This is a genomic window from Arthrobacter sp. zg.Y820, from assembly GCF_030125555.1.
GTDB lineage: Bacteria > Actinomycetota > Actinomycetes > Actinomycetales > Micrococcaceae > Arthrobacter_B.
The window spans coordinates 267,357-282,478 of sequence record NZ_JASKLX010000008.1 but is presented as its reverse complement, the minus strand read 5'-3'; the positions used below and the strand labels follow the sequence as shown (position 1 = coordinate 282,478).

Annotated in this window: 18 protein-coding genes and 3 pseudogenes; 12 read left to right on the top strand and 9 right to left on the bottom strand. The window is 64.7% G+C overall.

Annotated elements, in window-relative coordinates; translation table 11 throughout:
* Positions 1-731, bottom strand: a 731-nt coding sequence (locus QNN99_RS08875; RefSeq protein ID WP_229966106.1) for an oxidoreductase, incomplete at its 3' end; no start/stop codon positions are given.
* A gap of 263 nt (positions 732-994) precedes the next feature.
* Between QNN99_RS08875 and QNN99_RS08870 the strand changes: the two are divergent.
* Positions 995-1,234, top strand: a pseudogene (locus QNN99_RS08870) (thiamine pyrophosphate-binding protein); the annotation flags it as partial.
* On the opposite strand, the pseudogene QNN99_RS08865 reads toward QNN99_RS08870, so the two are convergent.
* A pseudogene (locus QNN99_RS08865) lies at positions 1,180-1,350 on the bottom strand (histidine phosphatase family protein); the annotation flags it as partial. The pseudogenes QNN99_RS08870 and QNN99_RS08865 overlap by 55 nt on opposite strands.
* A gap of 276 nt (positions 1,351-1,626) precedes the next feature.
* On the opposite strand from QNN99_RS08865, the gene QNN99_RS08860 reads away from it, so the two are divergent.
* The 6 genes from QNN99_RS08860 to QNN99_RS08835 all read left to right on the top strand — a co-directional run bounded on the left by QNN99_RS08860 (position 1,627) and on the right by QNN99_RS08835 (position 6,596).
* Positions 1,627-2,547 (top strand): alpha/beta fold hydrolase, encoded by a 921-nt coding sequence (locus QNN99_RS08860; RefSeq protein ID WP_229966091.1) that lies wholly within the window; start codon positions 1,627-1,629, stop codon positions 2,545-2,547.
* A complete protein-coding gene (locus QNN99_RS08855) occupies positions 2,537-3,511 on the top strand; it encodes a CPBP family intramembrane glutamic endopeptidase (RefSeq protein WP_229966090.1) in 975 nt (324 codons plus the stop codon). Before QNN99_RS08860 ends, QNN99_RS08855 begins: the two co-directional genes overlap by 11 nt.
* A gap of 338 nt (positions 3,512-3,849) precedes the next feature.
* Positions 3,850-4,239: a carboxymuconolactone decarboxylase family protein gene (locus QNN99_RS08850; RefSeq protein ID WP_229966089.1), complete on the top strand. Its 390-nt coding sequence runs from the start codon at positions 3,850-3,852 to the stop codon at positions 4,237-4,239.
* Positions 4,236-5,273, top strand: coding sequence for a pirin family protein (locus tag QNN99_RS08845; RefSeq protein ID WP_229966088.1), 1,038 nt, complete (start codon positions 4,236-4,238; stop codon positions 5,271-5,273). The genes QNN99_RS08850 and QNN99_RS08845 overlap by 4 nt, the downstream gene beginning before the upstream one ends.
* Positions 5,270-5,674, top strand: coding sequence for a GNAT family N-acetyltransferase (locus QNN99_RS08840; RefSeq protein WP_269439180.1), 405 nt, complete (start codon positions 5,270-5,272; stop codon positions 5,672-5,674). The genes QNN99_RS08845 and QNN99_RS08840 overlap by 4 nt, the downstream gene beginning before the upstream one ends.
* A gap of 13 nt (positions 5,675-5,687) precedes the next feature.
* Positions 5,688-6,596: an alpha/beta fold hydrolase gene (locus tag QNN99_RS08835; RefSeq protein ID WP_229966086.1), complete on the top strand. Its 909-nt coding sequence runs from the start codon at positions 5,688-5,690 to the stop codon at positions 6,594-6,596.
* 809 nt (positions 6,597-7,405) lie between these two features.
* On the opposite strand, the gene QNN99_RS08830 is transcribed toward QNN99_RS08835, so the two are convergent.
* Both QNN99_RS08830 and QNN99_RS08825 read right to left on the bottom strand, forming a co-directional pair.
* A complete protein-coding gene (locus QNN99_RS08830; protein WP_229966085.1) occupies positions 7,406-8,113 on the bottom strand; it encodes an NADPH-dependent F420 reductase in 708 nt (235 codons plus the stop codon).
* A 73-nt stretch (positions 8,114-8,186) separates the two neighbouring features.
* Positions 8,187-8,858 carry an MBL fold metallo-hydrolase gene (locus QNN99_RS08825; RefSeq protein ID WP_229966084.1) on the bottom strand — a complete coding sequence of 224 codons (672 nt, stop codon included), beginning with the start codon at positions 8,856-8,858 and terminating at the stop codon, positions 8,187-8,189.
* A 124-nt stretch (positions 8,859-8,982) separates the two neighbouring features.
* On the opposite strand from QNN99_RS08825, the gene QNN99_RS08820 reads away from it, so the two are divergent.
* On the top strand, positions 8,983-9,393 hold the full coding sequence (locus tag QNN99_RS08820) for a VOC family protein (protein ID WP_229966083.1): 411 nt from the start codon (positions 8,983-8,985) through the stop codon (positions 9,391-9,393).
* Positions 9,394-9,401: 8 nt separating this feature from the next.
* Here the strand turns inward: QNN99_RS08820 and QNN99_RS08815 are convergent, their stop codons facing one another.
* Positions 9,402-9,779, bottom strand: a complete 378-nt coding sequence (locus tag QNN99_RS08815) for an NADPH-dependent F420 reductase (RefSeq protein ID WP_229966107.1) — start codon at positions 9,777-9,779, stop codon at positions 9,402-9,404.
* A 12-nt stretch (positions 9,780-9,791) separates the two neighbouring features.
* Between QNN99_RS08815 and QNN99_RS08810 the strand changes: the two are divergent.
* Positions 9,792-9,899 (top strand): annotated as a pseudogene (locus QNN99_RS08810) (IMP dehydrogenase); the annotation flags it as partial.
* Positions 9,900-9,906: 7 nt separating this feature from the next.
* Here the strand turns inward: QNN99_RS08810 and QNN99_RS08805 are convergent.
* Positions 9,907-10,644: a DUF4386 domain-containing protein gene (locus QNN99_RS08805; RefSeq protein WP_229966082.1), complete on the bottom strand. Its 738-nt coding sequence runs from the start codon at positions 10,642-10,644 to the stop codon at positions 9,907-9,909.
* Positions 10,645-10,746: 102 nt separating this feature from the next.
* On the opposite strand from QNN99_RS08805, the gene QNN99_RS08800 reads away from it, so the two are divergent.
* Positions 10,747-11,445, top strand: coding sequence for a TetR/AcrR family transcriptional regulator C-terminal domain-containing protein (locus QNN99_RS08800; protein WP_229966081.1), 699 nt, complete (start codon positions 10,747-10,749; stop codon positions 11,443-11,445).
* A gap of 275 nt (positions 11,446-11,720) precedes the next feature.
* Positions 11,721-12,476, top strand: a complete 756-nt coding sequence (locus tag QNN99_RS08795) for an Ltp family lipoprotein (RefSeq protein WP_229966080.1) — start codon at positions 11,721-11,723, stop codon at positions 12,474-12,476.
* 110 nt (positions 12,477-12,586) lie between these two features.
* Here QNN99_RS08795 and QNN99_RS08790 read toward each other — a convergent pair whose 3' ends face one another.
* Both QNN99_RS08790 and QNN99_RS08785 read right to left on the bottom strand, forming a co-directional pair.
* Positions 12,587-13,159 carry an MOSC domain-containing protein gene (locus tag QNN99_RS08790; RefSeq protein WP_229966079.1) on the bottom strand — a complete coding sequence of 191 codons (573 nt, stop codon included), beginning with the start codon at positions 13,157-13,159 and terminating at the stop codon, positions 12,587-12,589.
* Positions 13,160-13,272: 113 nt separating this feature from the next.
* Complete coding sequence (locus QNN99_RS08785; RefSeq protein WP_229966078.1) at positions 13,273-13,419, bottom strand: SRPBCC family protein; 147 nt, start codon at positions 13,417-13,419, stop codon at positions 13,273-13,275.
* Between the two features lie 319 nt (positions 13,420-13,738).
* On the opposite strand from QNN99_RS08785, the gene QNN99_RS08780 reads away from it, so the two are divergent.
* On the top strand, positions 13,739-14,875 hold the full coding sequence (locus QNN99_RS08780) for a polymer-forming cytoskeletal protein (protein ID WP_229966077.1): 1,137 nt from the start codon (positions 13,739-13,741) through the stop codon (positions 14,873-14,875).
* A 76-nt stretch (positions 14,876-14,951) separates the two neighbouring features.
* Here QNN99_RS08780 and QNN99_RS08775 read toward each other — a convergent pair whose 3' ends face one another.
* Positions 14,952-15,101, bottom strand: coding sequence for a hypothetical protein (locus tag QNN99_RS08775; RefSeq protein WP_229966076.1), 150 nt, complete (start codon positions 15,099-15,101; stop codon positions 14,952-14,954).
* Between the last annotated feature and the right edge of the window lie 21 nt (positions 15,102-15,122).

The following is a 15,122-nucleotide window of genomic DNA, read 5'->3' as shown; positions in this document are numbered from 1 at the left end:
TCGGCGATGCCGTCCACCAGGGCGGTGTAGGTGGCGGTCACGTCCTCACGGTCGGTTTCCAGCACGCCCTGGATGTTGTGTTCCGGGGAGATGCGGATGCCGGTGTGCTCGGCGCCGACGGCCTCGGCCACGGCACGGACGGCCTCGATGACCAGCCGGGCCCGGTTCGCCGGCGATCCGCCGTAGTTGTCGGTGCGGGTGTTGGAGACGGGGGAGAGGAATTCCTGAAGCAGGTATCCGTTGGCGCCGTGCAGCTCGACGCCGTCGAACCCTGCCTTCATCGCGTTCCGGGCGGCGGCGACGAAGTCCTGCACGATGCCGGGGAGTTCGGCTTCGGTGAGGGCGTGCGGCACGGGGTAGGGCTGCTTGCCGGCGTAGGTGTGGGCCATGCCTTCGAGCGCGATGGCGCTGGGGGCCACCGGCCGGCGTCCGCCGTTGATGTTTTCGTGGGCGACGCGGCCCGAGTGCATCAGCTGGGCGACGATGCGGCCGCCGGCTCCGTGGACGGCGTCGGTGACGCGCTTCCAGCCGGTGACGTGGTCCTCGGTGACCAGGCCGGGCATCAGGGCGTTGCCCTGGCCGGTGAAGGAGGGGTAGATGCCGTCGCTGATGATCAGGCCCATGGAGGCGCGCTGGCGGTAGTGCTCGACCATGATGTCGGTGGGCACGCCGTCGCGGTCGGCGCGGACACGGGACATCGGTGCCATGACGAGGCGGTTGGGCAGTTCCATGGCGCCGACGGTCAGCGGGGTAAAGAGTTTCACAAAAGGTCTTTCTCTCGGTTGCAGTCGGACCAAAGTAGTCCTGGGCCGGAGTTTGTATACCCATCGCAACCGGGAGAAAGACTGTTCCTATTCCGCTTATTCCGCGAAGCGTGCGACGTCACATCCGCTGCCGTGCTACTTCCCGCTAAACACCGGGAATCGGCTGGAGGTGCCGTAGTCGGTGATTGATCACTGAGGCGCAGCCTGAGCGCGCCGAACTGAGGAGCAGCATGCCCACGATCGCCGAGAACATTGTCCACAACCTCGCCGCCAATGGGATCCAGCGGATCTGGGGAGTTCCCGGCGACTCCCTGAACGCGGTGACCGAGGCAATCCGCCGGGAGAAGGGCATCGATTGGATGCTGACCCGGCATGAGGAGGAGGCCGCGTTCGCTGCCGCGGGGGAGGCGGCGCTGACGGGCGAGCTCGCGGTGTGCGCGGGCAGCTGCGGCCCCGGCAACATGCAGGTGGCGGCCGCCTGGTCGCGGCCCACTTGGTCGAGTTCGATGCCGGGGGTCCGGCCGGCCAGCAGCCCGGAGGCGTTCGCTGTGGTGCGCCCGTGCCGCACGAGGATTACTGTTGCCATTCCTCCAGCCTAGCCGCGGGGTCCGACGGCGCGGCGGACGGGGCCTGGTAGCAGCGCGGCATAGCTCTGTTCCTTCTTGGTTGCTGTCGCCGTTCTAGGTACTGCCTGGTGGCCGATTCTAGGTGCTCGCCACCGACGCGAGAGCGCCGACGCCGGTGGGAGTCTGGCAACGTCGCCGTGAGCGGGTATCCGATCCCGGCACAGCCGCGGCCCAGGGGCGGAGCTCCACCGGCTGGGGCGTTCATGTCATTGGGCACACTACCGAGAGGGAAGACCATGGCGTTTATCAGCGTCGGATCAGAGAACAGCACGCCAATCGAGTTGTATTACGAGGACCAGGGTGCGGGGCAGCCTGTCGTCCTGATTCACGGGTATCCATTGAACGGACACAGCTGGGAGCATCAGGCACGGGAGCTCCTGGCCAGCGGGTACCGGGTCATCACCTACGACCGGCGCGGCTTCGGCCAGTCATCGAAGGTCAGTGTCGGCTACGACTACGACACCTTTGCCGCCGACCTGAGCATCCTGCTGGAGGCCCTGGATCTGCAGGACGTCGTCCTGGTGGGCTTCTCGATGGGGACCGGCGAGCTCGCTCGCTATGTCGCCAAGTATGGCCACGAGCGGGTGGCCAAGCTTGCATTCCTCGCCTCGCTGGAGCCCTTCCTTGTTGCGCGTGAAGACAACCCCGAGGGCGTGCCGCGGGCGGTGTTCGATGGAATTGAAGCTGCGGCCAGGAGCGACCGGTACGCCTGGTACACGCAGTTCTTCTCGGACTTCTACAACCTCAACGAGAACCTCGGTACCCGGGTCAGCCAGGAGGCGGTGAGCGGCAGCTGGAACACCGCAATCTCCAGCGCCCCGGTGGCGGCCTACGCCGTCGTCTCTTCGTGGATCGAGGATTTTCGGCGTGATGTCGAAGCAGTGCGCCGGAGCGGGAAGCCGGTGTTGATCCTGCACGGCACTGCCGATCGTATCCTGCCCATCGACAACACGGCCCGCCGGTTCTCCCGGTCACTGCCCGCTGCTCACTACGTCGAGGTGGAGGGCGCCCCTCACGGGTTGCTCTGGACGCATGCCGACGACGTCAATGACGCCCTGCGCACCTTCCTAGGTTCGCCCGGCGACGGCTCCGCCACCGCTGAACCGGGCCATCTCGCCACACACAACACGAAAGTAGAGGCCAGCCATGGGTCCTAATGAGAATGTCATCAACCAGGTATCCACACTCCGCGATACCGATCACGACACCAGCCGCGCCGGGGGAGACATCCCGGCTGGCACCCCGTACCACCGGGTGCTCGACCGGAAAACCAAAGGACGCGGAATACCGCGTGGCATTCTTGCCATCGTGCTTCTTTTTGGAGGATTGCTGGGATTTGGTGCCGTCGCCGCGCAGATCAGTGGACAGATTGATCTCTTGCTTGGCCGAGACAGCATTGTCACTGGCGGCACGGAATTCACGACCGTTACGCTGGCTGGTACCTTCGCCTCGAGCGCGCTACTCATTCCGTGGAGCATGCTCATCCAGCGCTGGCTCTACGGTGTCAAGGGGCGCACGATGCATTCCGTTACCGGAGTGTTCCGAGCGGCAGTGCTGGGTCGGGCAGTACTCGTTCTTGTGCCCGTCTGGGCCGTTTATATGACCGTCCTGACTTTTCTTCAGCCTTCCGTAATGACCGACTGGGCCGTAGGTGACCTCCTCTTCATGTTCGTGGTCACGGTCTTGATCGTGCCGCTGCAGACCGCGGGCGAAGAGTACGGGTTCAGGGGGCTGGTCTTTCGCGTGGCTGCTAGCTGGGGGAGAAGCCCTCGCTCAGCCCTGGCCTTGGGGGTGGTCGTCTCTTCGGTGCTGTTCGCGACGATCCACCTGTCCACCGACCTTTGGCTCAATCTTCAGTTCTTGGCCGTGGGCATCACCTTCGCGCTGATCACTTGGCGTACGGGTGGTCTTGAGACGTCAGTCGTGCTGCACGCGGCCAATAATTCTCTTGGCCTGATGTTGGCACTTGCGCTTCACGCCGACCTCAATGCGACGACAGATCGCTCTTCCGGGGTGGGTTCCATGGCTTTCCTTATCCCCGTGGTCCTGTTGGCGGTAATCACCGGGGTGATCTGGTACCGCACGCGGCATACCGGGCCTGTGCTCACCCCGGCACCTTGATACAGCGTTAGTTCCCCGCGCCAGAGCGACAGGCGCAGGGCAGCAATCCTGATAAGGAGCAGTGTTATGACTGACCGTATGAAAGCAGTTGTGCTCGCCCGCTTCGGTGGAGCCGGTGGTCTCGAACTGCGATCCATCCCCGTGCCGACGATGGAGCGCCGCCGGGTGCGCTGCCACCCAAACGAACCCACGTGGCTCCTGGCTTCGCCGGGTGAACAACGCAGCTGAGGAGCTCACGATGCACGCTTTTCCGTTCTTGGACAAGTCCTCGCCTGAGGCTTGGGGCCCAGCTTGGGGCGGTCAGGGAGGTCGTCGCGACGACCGCACGGGAGAACGAGGTGCCCCTGGGCGTTGTGGAGCAGATGAATCTCAGGATTTCCCAGCTCAACGGCTGTGCGTTCTGCGTCCACGTCCACCACCGGCGGGCTCTCCGGGCCGGTGTGCCCGCGGAGCAGCTTGCACAGCTCCCGGTGTGGAGGGAAACGCCCCGGTTTAATGCTGTGGAGCGGGCGGCCCTGCTGGTCGGGGAGACGATCACGCTTCTGCCCGAGCCATCGATCAGGGATCGCGATCTCCTCGCTGCACTTGCCGTGCTGAGTGAAGGCGCCTTCGCGGCAATCGAGTGGTCAGCGATCCTCATAAACACCTACAACCGTCTCTCCATCGCCTCCCACCACCCCGTGCCCGGGGCGAAGCGCCCCCTCAGCCACCAACAGGAGCAACCATGACCCACGACGCTCTGAACTCCCTGGGACACCGCACCGTCCCCGGCCCTCCCCCCGATCTCGGAGAGCGCCTCACCCCGCGGAACGTGCCGTTGGGCGGGCCGCGGGCCATGACCGTGCGCCGCACCCTGCCGCAGCGGACCCGGTCCCTCATCGGTCCGTGGTGTTTCGTCGACCACTTCGGTCCCGACGACGTCTCCGCCAACGGCGGCATGGCCGTGCCCCGCCACCCCCACACCGGTCTCGCGACCGTGACCCTTCTGTTCTCCGGGCAGGTCCTGCACCGCGACTCGACCGGGTTCACCAACACTGTGCGCCCTGGGGAGGTGAATCTCATGATCGCGGGCCGGGGCATCTCCCACTCCGAGTTCTCCACCCCGGACACCACCCGCCTGCACGGGATCCAGCTCTGGTATGCCCTGCCGGACGACCTCCGCCACGGGCCACCGGAAGCCCAGCATCATGTCCCCACGCCGGAGATCAGGCCCGGGGGTACCGTGCGCACATATGTCGGGCGCATCGCAGGCGCCTGCTCACCGATCGACACCCGGACGCCGGCTCACGCCGCCGAAGCCCTCATCAACCCCGGTGAAAGCCTCGACCTGCCGCTGGACCCGAACTGCGAGCACGGACTACTTCTCGATACCGGTTCGGTCTCCCTCACAGCGTGGGAAGCAGACGGTGTCGAGGCCTCTGCGCGAACCGCACTGTCGCCCGGCGCGCTGCACTATCTCCCCGCCGGGCTGCCTGGCGTGCGCGTGCACGCCAGGCCCGGACCAGGCGTCCGCGTCGTGATCGTGGGTGGCCCACCCTTCGACGAGGACATCGTCCTGTGGTGGAACTTCGTGGCCCGCAGCCACGCCGAGATCGTCGCCTACCGCACCCAATGGCAGCGCGAAATCGGCGCCGAGCCGGGTCCTGCACCGGGACCGGTGCGCTTCGGCCCATACCCCTCCGAGCCTTCGGGTGCGCTGCCCGCACCTGAACTACCCAATGCCCAGATCAGACCCCGTACACGAGCGAGAGGACAGCAATGACAACCGAAAGTGAACGCAGCACGACTCAGACCCAGCCCGTCGAGGTGCGCAACAACTCTGAAGAGAGCCGTTTCGACATTCTGGTAGGGGGCGTCTCCGCGGGGTTCTCGATGTATACCCACCATGACGAGGGTCCATCGCGGCAGCGCATCTTCTACCACACCGTGATCGACGGGCAGTTCGACGGGCGGGGCCTGGCCAGCGTCCTCACCCGCACTGCCCTGAGAACCAGCGTCCAGGAGGGGTATCGCCTGGTGGCGGTCTGCCCCTACGTTGCGAGATGGCTCACGACGCATCGGGACGTCGACGACGCCGTCGACAGGGTCCGCCCAGCCCATCTCGCGGCAGTGCGACGGGCCGCGCAAGGGCCGGCTGATCGATCAAGTACATACCGCCCCTAGAGAGGTTAGTGTCATGTCTGCAGTCCACCACCGCTTTGCGACCATCGAGGGCCGCCGGATCTTCTACCGTGAGGCAGGGTCTCCCGAGTCACCAACGGTCGTTCTGCTCCACGGGTACCCGACCAGTTCGGCCATGTACCGCAACCTGATCCCGTTGCTCGCGGACCGCTACCACGTCGTCGCTCCAGACCATCTCGGCTTCGGGCTATCCGATGCCCCGAGCGTCGACGAGTTTTCGTACTCCTTCGACGCCCTCGCCCGAATCACGTCCTCCCTGCTGGCCAGCCTCGAAATCACCAAGTATGCGATCGTCGTGCAGGATTACGGTGCTCCGATCGGGTGGCGGTTAGCCCTGGAGGATCCGTCGGCGATCACAGCGATCATCAGTCAGAACGGCAACGCCTACGAGGAGGGCTTCGTCGAGTCGTTCTGGAAGGATGTCTGGGCCTACGCGCGGGCCCAGACTCCGCAGACAGAAGCGGCCGTGCGGGCCGCGCTCACGCGTGAGGCCATCCGCTGGCAGTACGTGACTGGCGTTGCCGACCCCACCCTGGTGGACCCCGGAACTTGGGAACGGGATGCTTCGCTGATCGGACGACCGGGCAACGACCTCGTCCAGCTCGCCCTGTTCCGTAACTATGCATCCAACATTCCGCTATACCCCCGCCTACACGAGTACTTCCGTAGTACGCAGGTCCCTTTGCTGGCCGTATGGGGGCAAGGCGATGAGATCTTCGGGTCGGAGGGCGCGCATGCGTTCTCCCGGGACCTCCCCAACGCGCACATTGAGCTCCACCCCGGCGGGCACTTCTTGCTTGAGTCCGGGCTCGAGGCGGCGGCGGCGGTGATCCGCTCGTTCCTCAGCGAAGTCGGCTGGATGGGCAACGCCGTCCTGTCCGCGCCGCCCACGCCCACTGTCTGACACGTTCTGTTGGCCGCGCCCGTCGAGGCAGCAAGGTCCCGACCCACCTGATCGAGTTCGACGCCGGGGGTCCGGCCGGCCAGCAGTCAGGATGCATTCGCTGTGGTGCGGCCGTGCCGCACGAGGATTACTGTTCTCCAGCGGAGTATTACGCCGAATTATGCACTGTTACATTCTCGTCGATCAGGCTTTGTTGCGTTTGGTTTACGTGATCATCACGGGCAAGTAACCCAGCAATAATCTTTCAAGAATCTGGCCGCGATTCTCGGACTGGGCCTTTCATGCGGGCCCCCCCGGTCCGCGGTTTGACCCGACCGCAGAACCACTAGCTGGGACTACTTCTGGAACGCTCATCTGCACGCCTGCACAGGTTCTTTTGGCTCGCACGCTGCGCAGGCGCGCAGGGCGATGAGGGCCCGGATTACACCCCGGGTTGTGCCCGCACATCGGATGATGGCCGCCCTAGCCTCAGAGCCGGCAGTGGATATCTGGCGGAAGCGGTGGGCAAGGGCCATCGATGACCATTTGTACCGGGCAGACAAGCAACGCATCAGTCGAAGTGCGCAGCAGCTGGCTACGGGGGCTAGCCAGTTAGCACTCAACCGGCTGGGCTTCCCGTTCAGGGAGCAGGCGGTCCTTGGCCTCTACGCGTTTGCCTGGAGTAAGGATATAGAAGCGCAGTTTTCCGGTGAGGAGCGCTCGTCGCAGCCGGCAATGCACTAAGACAGAAACACGAAACGACGGCAGGCCTCCCGCACAAGGCGGAAAACCTGCCGTCGTCGTGCGTTCAGCCCCGCCGTCGGCCGGGTTCAGGCCGCGGGTGCGGGTACGCCGGCCAGTTCCTCCAGTTGCGCACCGGTCAGCCGGGCACCGAACGCGGGTCCGCCCGGCTGCAGGAACGAGGTGCCGGCTAGGGTCGCCACGGGGACGGGGTCGTAGCCGATCCGGTCCACCACCGCCGAGACCAGGGCGACTGCCTCAGGCTGGTCACCGGCCACCGCCAGGCCAAGCCGCTCCGGATGCCCGGCCGGACGGCGGTCCGGTTCCAGGCTCTGGTAGCCGGTGTGGTTGAAGGTCTTGACGACGGCGGCGCCCGGGAACATCTCCTGCACCACCACGGACGAGCCCCGTGCCCCCGCGGCGAACGCAGGTATCTCGCCATCCACCGGCGGCCAATAGTTCATCGCATCCACCACAACCATGCCTTCCAGCAGGGCGGGGTCCACGTGCTCCAGCCGGTGCAGGGGCACCGCGAGAATCACCAGATCCGCGTTGGCCACGGCATCCCTGGTCCATTTCGGTTCGGCACCCGGGGTGACAATCTCGGCCATCAATGCCAGCAGCGCGGGGTCACCGGAGGCGGAAAGCGAAACCCGGTAGCCGGCCTCGAGCAGGGAGCGGGCGACGGCGGTGCCCACCCGGCCTGCGCCGAGCACGGCGATGTGCAGGCCCTCCGCAGCGGAGGAAGCCCTCTGGTCGGCGGACGCGTGCGGAGAATTGTGGAGAGGCGTGGTCATGTTTGCTGCAACCCGGTATCGGTGGCCGGCATTCCCGGGAGCGACCCACCGTTCCGGTCGCCTGCGGCAGGTGTCAGGCCTGCGGGGGAGGACCGCCGATCAGGCGGCCCAGCGCTTGCGCCGGAGAATCGATCTCGGCTCCGTGGGCAAACAGGATGCGGGCGGGACCGAGCGCGGCGATCCGTTCCAGGGAATCCTCGGCCTGGTCGGCATCCGCAGTGAACACCTCAGGCCCGCGAATGGCTTCTCCCTGGGCGGAGGCGGCTGCGTCACCGATGAACAGCGTCCCGGTCGGCTCATGGAACAGGCTCACGTGGCCCGGGGTGTGACCCGGGGTGGCGAGAACCCCGAGATCCTGAATGGCGTCATCTTCGCCAATTGGCCTTATCCGGCGGGGAGTCCTGATGTCGGGGGCATCAGGTCCGCCCGCGTAGATGGCTGCCAGCGGAGCCCGTTCGGCGATGGCGAACAGCGAACCGATGTGGTCCTGGTGCAGATGGGTCAGGAAGATGTCGCGGACGTCGGAGAAGGTGCCCCCGAGCGCCTCGATTGCTGCTGCAATGCCTGCCTCGGCGTCGGGCATTCCGGTATCAATGATGACGATCCCCGCCGGCTGGGCCACGGCATAGGAACGGACGTCCATTGTCAGCGGATCCGGTCCCGTGACTCCGGGCGGAATCACGACTTCTCCCACCACTTCTTCGATTCCCAAGGGTGTGCTTCCGCTGCCGGTCTGTGCGCTCATGGCCACGCTCCTTTGCTGGAATACGGCTCTTCCAGCGTATTCCGGGGTTGCGGGCTCCGACACCCCTGCGAACGCTTGGCGGCGCCTCGCTGGGAATCCTGCTGAGAATCGTTACTCTCGCTCCATGACCGGATTTCCTGAGCTGCAAAACACTGTCCTGGATACCACCGACGTCCGCGGGCTGGCCGAGTTTTACCGTCAGCTTCTGGGGCTCCGTTATCTGCCCGGGGATGAGCCCGCGCCGCAGGGCCCGGATGACGTGGACTGGCTGGTGCTGACCGATGGGCAGGGCCGCCGACAGCTGGCGTTCCAGCTGGTTGAGCGGCTCGAGCGGACCACCTGGCCGCGCCCGGATGTGCCGATGCAGATGCATCTGGATTTCACCGTTCCGGACCGGGAATCACTGGCGGACCAGCACGCCCGGGCGCTGGGCCTGGGGGCGGAGCTCCTCCTGGACCGCACGGATGATCCGGGCGAGCCGCTCTACGTATACGCGGACCCGGCCGGCCATCCGTTCTGCATCTTCGTGGGCTGAGCCGTTCCTCAGAACCGGCGTGCTGCCACGTCCACCCGGACGGTGGCGTCGAGAGCAGCTTTGATATCCGTCTCCGGCGTCGGCCCGGGGCCCATCTTTGCCAGCTGCGCATCCGACGCGGAGGGATCGGCGAAGTAGATGCGGCCGTAGGCGGCGGTTTCGGGTTCGAACCGCCAGCTGTCGGCGAGGGTGCCGGCGTCGACCGTGTCGAAACCGAGCCGGTCGATGATGGCGGCCGCCTCGGTCTTGGCCTGGGGATCGTTGCCGGCGATGGGCAGCGCCGAGCGGTCAGCGTCTCCGCTGGCGCGGGCCAGAGCCGGGATATGCGTGGCCGTGATGTTGTTGAACGCCTTCACATAGCGCGCTCCGGAGAGCCAGCGGACCACCAGCTCACTGCCATCGATCCCGGCCAGGTCTTCGACCTCACTCTTCCCCTCGAGGACGCCGCGGAAGGATACCGGGCCATGGACGAACGCCGGGCGGTGAAGGTGCTGCTGACTCCGTAGATCGTTCTCAGTGCTGTCCAGCCGGGGCCGCCGTGTGAGCCCGTCGCCAGAACCAGTTGCTGGTTCCGTTCGTGCCGGTGTCACGCGGCCGGCGGAAGCCGACGAACGTCAGGTAGATCCCTAGCGATGCCTCCCAGATGATCTCCGGCAGGGTGGCCAGGGCCGAGGGAACCGAGGTCTGTCCGTAGGCTCCGAAGAGCACGGCAATACCGGAGAGCGACATCAGCGGACCTCCAACCAGGCCGAACAGTGCCATTGGCCGCGGCACCAGGTGCGAGCGGTACATCAGGAATCCGAGCAGCAGCCCGTTCCCGATGCCGACCACAAAGCCCGGACCCAGCAGGAACGTCCAGCCGTGCACTGCCACCAGGGCACGGGCAACGGGCAGATACTCCGCGGCGTCGGCACCGGCGGTCTGCCGCAGCGTCACCACCGCCAGGAGACTGAGGATGCCGATGGCAATGAACGTGCATTCCACAATCCTGGCCGCCAGGTAGCCAATCGCCGCCGTCTCGCTGTAGCGGCGCAGCACGGGAAAGAGTACGACGGCGGTGCCGATGTTGGTGATGATCAGTACCACTTCGCACACGGCGCCGAGGAGGATCCGGGTGTCCGCGCCGGGACCGGTGAGATAGTCCGGGTTGGTGAGCAGCGGTGCGTAAAGGGCGGCCCCGGTGATGGCCGAGATGAAGGTCAGGAGGAAGAGGATCCCGGCGATCCGGGCTGTCCGGTTGGAGGCTTGCATGGTGTTCCCATCGCCAAAGGTGTACGAAGTACACCGTGTGCGATGAACCTAGGTGTATGACGTACACTCTGTCAAGCATCAGTTCCCAGGAAGGTGGCCTCATTGGTACAGGTATCCAAGGACCGGCAGCAGCCATCCGTGTCCCGAGCGCGCCTGAACCGGGAAACCGTGCTGCGCGCCGGCGTAGAACTGGCTGACCAGGTGGGTATCGAGGGGTTCACCATGCGCACCCTGTCGCAGGAGCTCGGGGTGGTTCCCATGGCGCTGTACAAGCATGTGGCCAACAAGCAGGAACTGCTCGAGGGCATGGTGGATCTCGTCTGGAACGAGGTCACCGAGCCGGACGCCGGGCACGGCTGGAAGCGGGGAATGCGGGAACGGGCTGTCTCACTCCGGAATGCCCTTACCCGGCACCGGTGGGCAGGGGGACGGATGGAGGCAGCGGGACGTCCGGGTCCCGCGAACCTGCGGCAGCACAACGCGATGCTCGGATGCCTGCGAGAGAGCGGCTTTTCGTTCCGGACCACCGTCCACGTCACCAGTCTGCTCGATGCCTATGTGTACGGCTTTGCCCTGCAGCAGAAAACGCTCTCCTTCGAGACTCCGGAGGAGTCCGCTGAGGCTGCCGCGGCAACCCAGGATGCTGAATCCGCTGAAGTAGCGGCCAGGTATCCGTATCTGCTCGAAGTGGTGGGGGAGTTGGCGAAGGAAGGCTATGACTACGACGCCGAATTCACGGTCGGGCTCGATGTCCTGCTGGACGGTGTCGAGGTTTTGCGTGGTTCCTGGCGCGACGCCTAGCTTCGTCTGGTGCCGACGGTGTCCGTCGCGTGGGTTAGTTCCGTCGGGTGGCGGAAAACAGTACGGCAGACATAGCTATTGCCGACGGATTAGCGCGCTGGCTTTTCGGCATCAATTTCGTTATTCAATTGATTCGATCGCTGATAACCATTTTGGGCTGTCCAGGTTCCAAACGATGGCAGTATTTCTATAAGTAATTGACTGTCGGGAGTTTCAGGTTGCACTGACCTGACTACTGACGCACGACCCTCATCATAGAAAAGGCACAACCCTTAATGAGCACCACCGAAACAAGCTATATGCCCATGCCCACCACCGCGCCCAAGAAGTCGTTCATGGTGACATGGCTGCTCGCGCTCTTGCTGGGCGGCCTTGGCATCGACCGGTTCTACCTGGGCAAGATCGGGACCGGTGTCCTGAAGCTCCTGACGGGTGGCGGCTTCGGGATCTGGACGCTGGTCGACCTGATCATCACCCTGACCGGCAACCAGAAGGACAAGAACGGTCAGCCTCTCGCCGGATACCAAGAGAGCAAAAAGATGGCGTGGATCGTCACCGTAGTCGTCTGGGTTCTTGGCGTCGTCGTTTCGATGTCTATGCTCTTCAGCGGAATGCTCGCAATCGGCTCGGCCATTGAAAACAGCCCGGCAGTGTCCCAGGGTGGCAGCGGGATGGTACAAGAGGCCCCGGCCCCGGCAGACTCGGAAGCTCCCGCAGCTGACACCTCGGTTCCCAAGGAGTACCAGTCGGCGCTGACGCAGGCCAACACCTACGCCAAGATGTCCCTGAGCAAGGCCGGCATCTTCGATCAGCTGACCTCTGAGTACGGCGGGAAGTTCACCCCGGAGGCAGCCCAGTACGCGGTAGACAACGTGGACGCGGACTTCAATGCCAACGCGCTTAAGTCGGCGCAGGTGTTCCAGGACGATATGGCGATGTCCCCCGATTCGATCCGGGACCAGCTCATTTCCGAGTACGGCTCAAAGTTCACCGCCGAGGAAGCCGACTACGCCATTCAGAACCTGAAGTAAGTCGGCTTAGCCGGACGCACCGGCACTCTCAAGGAATAGCCAGAAGCGGATTGCTTCTGGCTTTTCCTTTGCCCGGATGACACGGCCCGTCCCAAGCCCATCTTCAGAAATCAGACGCACTTGAGGCGACGGTGCGGCCCGGCCGGAACCTCGGTGCGGATCTCGTCGTCGATGCTTACCAGCCCGCCTGTCAGCACGATGCCCATGATTCCCGTCTTGCGAACGATTTTTCCGGCACTGTCGCGGGGTAACACCGCTTTGAGCAGCCCGGTCTGGAAGCGGTCGATCTGCCGGCAGGGACTCCGCAGGCCGGTTACCTGAACGACGGCGTCGGGCCCGATCCGCAGGAGTGTTCCCTCGGGCAGGTCCAGGAGCTCGATGCCGCGGGTGGTGATGTTCTCCCCGAGGTCACCGGGGTGCAGTTCGAAGCCGTCCTGCTCCAGTTCGTCGAACAGCTCCGCATGGATCAGGTGCACCTGCCGCAGGTTGGGCTCCGTCGGGTGGGACCGTTTCCTGAACACATGCTGCACGGTGGTGCCGGAATGCGCGTCTCCGTCGACACCGAGCCCTTCCACCAGCAGAACCGATTCCACCCGGTCCTTGCTGAAACTGTGCTTGCTGCTTCGGCTGACCGAGAGCACTCTTGAACCCGTCGTCGGAGCGTCCAAAGCTGCCTTCCGCATTTCTGTGACAGGTTCGGCCCCGGGATTCGAGCTAGATGTCATTTGATGGATCATTCCATGTTTCGTGGGGGTCTTGCCGGCATTTCTTCTGCTGGGTCGCCTCCCCGCTCCGACTAACGGACGACATCCCCGGCCAGGTAGCGGTTCCGGGCCTCAATAAGGTTCTTTAGGTAGCGCGCCAGCACCAGTTTCTCGACCAGCTGCCCGACGACGCCGAACGGTGCCTCGAACTCGATCCGGTCAACCATCGTGGTGCCCACCGAATCCTCGCTGAACTCGTGCGAACCCGGTCTCAGCTCACCAAGAGAGTGTGAAGGTTCGCGACGACGGCGCCTGCCTTCCCCGGATATCCTGCGTCTGCAGTCAGCTGGTCCCGGATTAGCACGCGCACCTTTACAGCACCCTCCGACGGCGTGACCATGGGCGCATGGCACCTCTGCCAAAGATGCTTGCCGCACAGCCAGGATCAAGAGCGTCGTGGATGCGTCCATATGCAGGTACCTGAAAGGCGACCCAATGAGACTTTCTCCTTCGCCACGACGGGCTTTGTCCGCAATCCTCGCCGCCATCATTCTGATTTTGGGAACTGGGACAGGCGCATTCGCCTTCTCCCCGGTCCCGCAGTCGCTGCCGGTTGCGCCGTATGAACAGAACGACAATACGGGTCCGCAGTTCTACAACGGCATAACCGTGGACGTGCGGGACGAAGTCTCCGGGGACGTGTACGTGTCGGCCCAGCAGATCACCATCTCCGGCAACGTGACGGGCGACGTCATCGCGGCCGGCCAGACGATCGACATCACCGGAAACGTTGACGGCAATGTGCGTCTCGCCGGGCAGGATGTGACCATCAGCGGGGAGATCTCGCGCAGCGGCACGATCTTCGCTTCGACGGTGGATCTTACCGAGAGCGGTTCCTTCGGAGACGACCTGGTGGGTGCCGCAGGCGATGTCGACATAGCCGGCGCGGTCGGCCGTGATGTGCAAGTTGGTGTTGGCGACCTCACCATTGAGGGGACGGTTGGGGGTAACCTCACCTACAGCTCCAACGACGACGCCCGCATTGCAGACGGGGCGGTCAGCGGCACCGTGGAGCGCATCGCCCCGCCAGACTCCGACGAGCCAACGCAGGGAGAACGGTTCGTCGGCTGGTTGCTTGGCCTGCTTTACGCGCTGGTGGCTCTGAGCCTCATCACCCTCCTCGCGGGATGGCTTTTCCCCCGTTTGCTGCACAACGTTACCGACCGTCTTATGCCGAATCCCTTGAAGGCGCTGCTTGTAGGGTTCGTGGCCTCGATCGTCGTTCCGTTTGCAATTGTGCTTCTGCTGTTCACCTTCGTCGGCGCACCCCTCGCGCTGGCCATCCTGCTGGTCTGGATCACGCTCACCCTCGCGACATTCGTGTTCAGCTCCTACTACATCGGAAGGCTGCTGTTCCGCGGCCGCCAGCGTCCGCTGGTCAAGGCACTCGTCGGCGGGGCCATCCTCATCGTTGCGCTACATATTCCGTGGCTGAACATCGCCGTATGGCTGGGCATGGTTTTCCTCGGGCTCGGCGCGCAGCTCCTGGTGATCTACGACCGGCGCCCGTGGCGGCGGGTAAGCACGGCGTCGCAGGATGACCTCGGCCCGGGCACGGATCACAAAGGTGGGCCCGGGTACGACGGCGGACAGCCCCCGCCGTCCCCGGGGCAGCCGCCGCCCCCGGGGCTGTAACCCCTGGCCGGAAACTCCGGTCCCAAGGAATTGGCGGACCAGCAAAGTCCGTCTGAGACGCCGGCGTCGGGGGCGATCAGGAGGCGGCGATATCCGACGGCCGGGCCAACACACCAAAATGCGGCATCCGGAACGGGTATCGGCTAAAGTCCCCGAGGTCGCCCGGCTGCACTTGGAAGCCGTGCAGCTCCAGTTCGTCGAACAGTTCCGCCTGGATCAGGTGCACCTTGCACTTTTTGGGGATTCC

Coding starts and splice junctions, on each gene's coding strand:
- QNN99_RS08790 (WP_229966079.1), bottom strand. CDS start 13,159: ATGCGGAAGGCAGCTTTGGACGCTCCGACGACGGGTTCAAGAGTGCTC.
- QNN99_RS08845 (WP_229966088.1), top strand. CDS start 4,236: ATGACCCACGACGCTCTGAACTCCCTGGGACACCGCACCGTCCCCGGC.
- QNN99_RS08805 (WP_229966082.1), bottom strand. CDS start 10,644: ATGCAAGCCTCCAACCGGACAGCCCGGATCGCCGGGATCCTCTTCCTC.
- QNN99_RS08855 (WP_229966090.1), top strand. CDS start 2,537: ATGGGTCCTAATGAGAATGTCATCAACCAGGTATCCACACTCCGCGAT.
- QNN99_RS08795 (WP_229966080.1), top strand. CDS start 11,721: ATGAGCACCACCGAAACAAGCTATATGCCCATGCCCACCACCGCGCCC.
- QNN99_RS08825 (WP_229966084.1), bottom strand. CDS start 8,858: ATGAGCGCACAGACCGGCAGCGGAAGCACACCCTTGGGAATCGAAGAA.
- QNN99_RS08835 (WP_229966086.1), top strand. CDS start 5,688: ATGTCTGCAGTCCACCACCGCTTTGCGACCATCGAGGGCCGCCGGATC.
- QNN99_RS08840 (WP_269439180.1), top strand. CDS start 5,270: ATGACAACCGAAAGTGAACGCAGCACGACTCAGACCCAGCCCGTCGAG.
- QNN99_RS08830 (WP_229966085.1), bottom strand. CDS start 8,113: ATGACCACGCCTCTCCACAATTCTCCGCACGCGTCCGCCGACCAGAGG.
- QNN99_RS08860 (WP_229966091.1), top strand. CDS start 1,627: ATGGCGTTTATCAGCGTCGGATCAGAGAACAGCACGCCAATCGAGTTG.
- QNN99_RS08820 (WP_229966083.1), top strand. CDS start 8,983: ATGACCGGATTTCCTGAGCTGCAAAACACTGTCCTGGATACCACCGAC.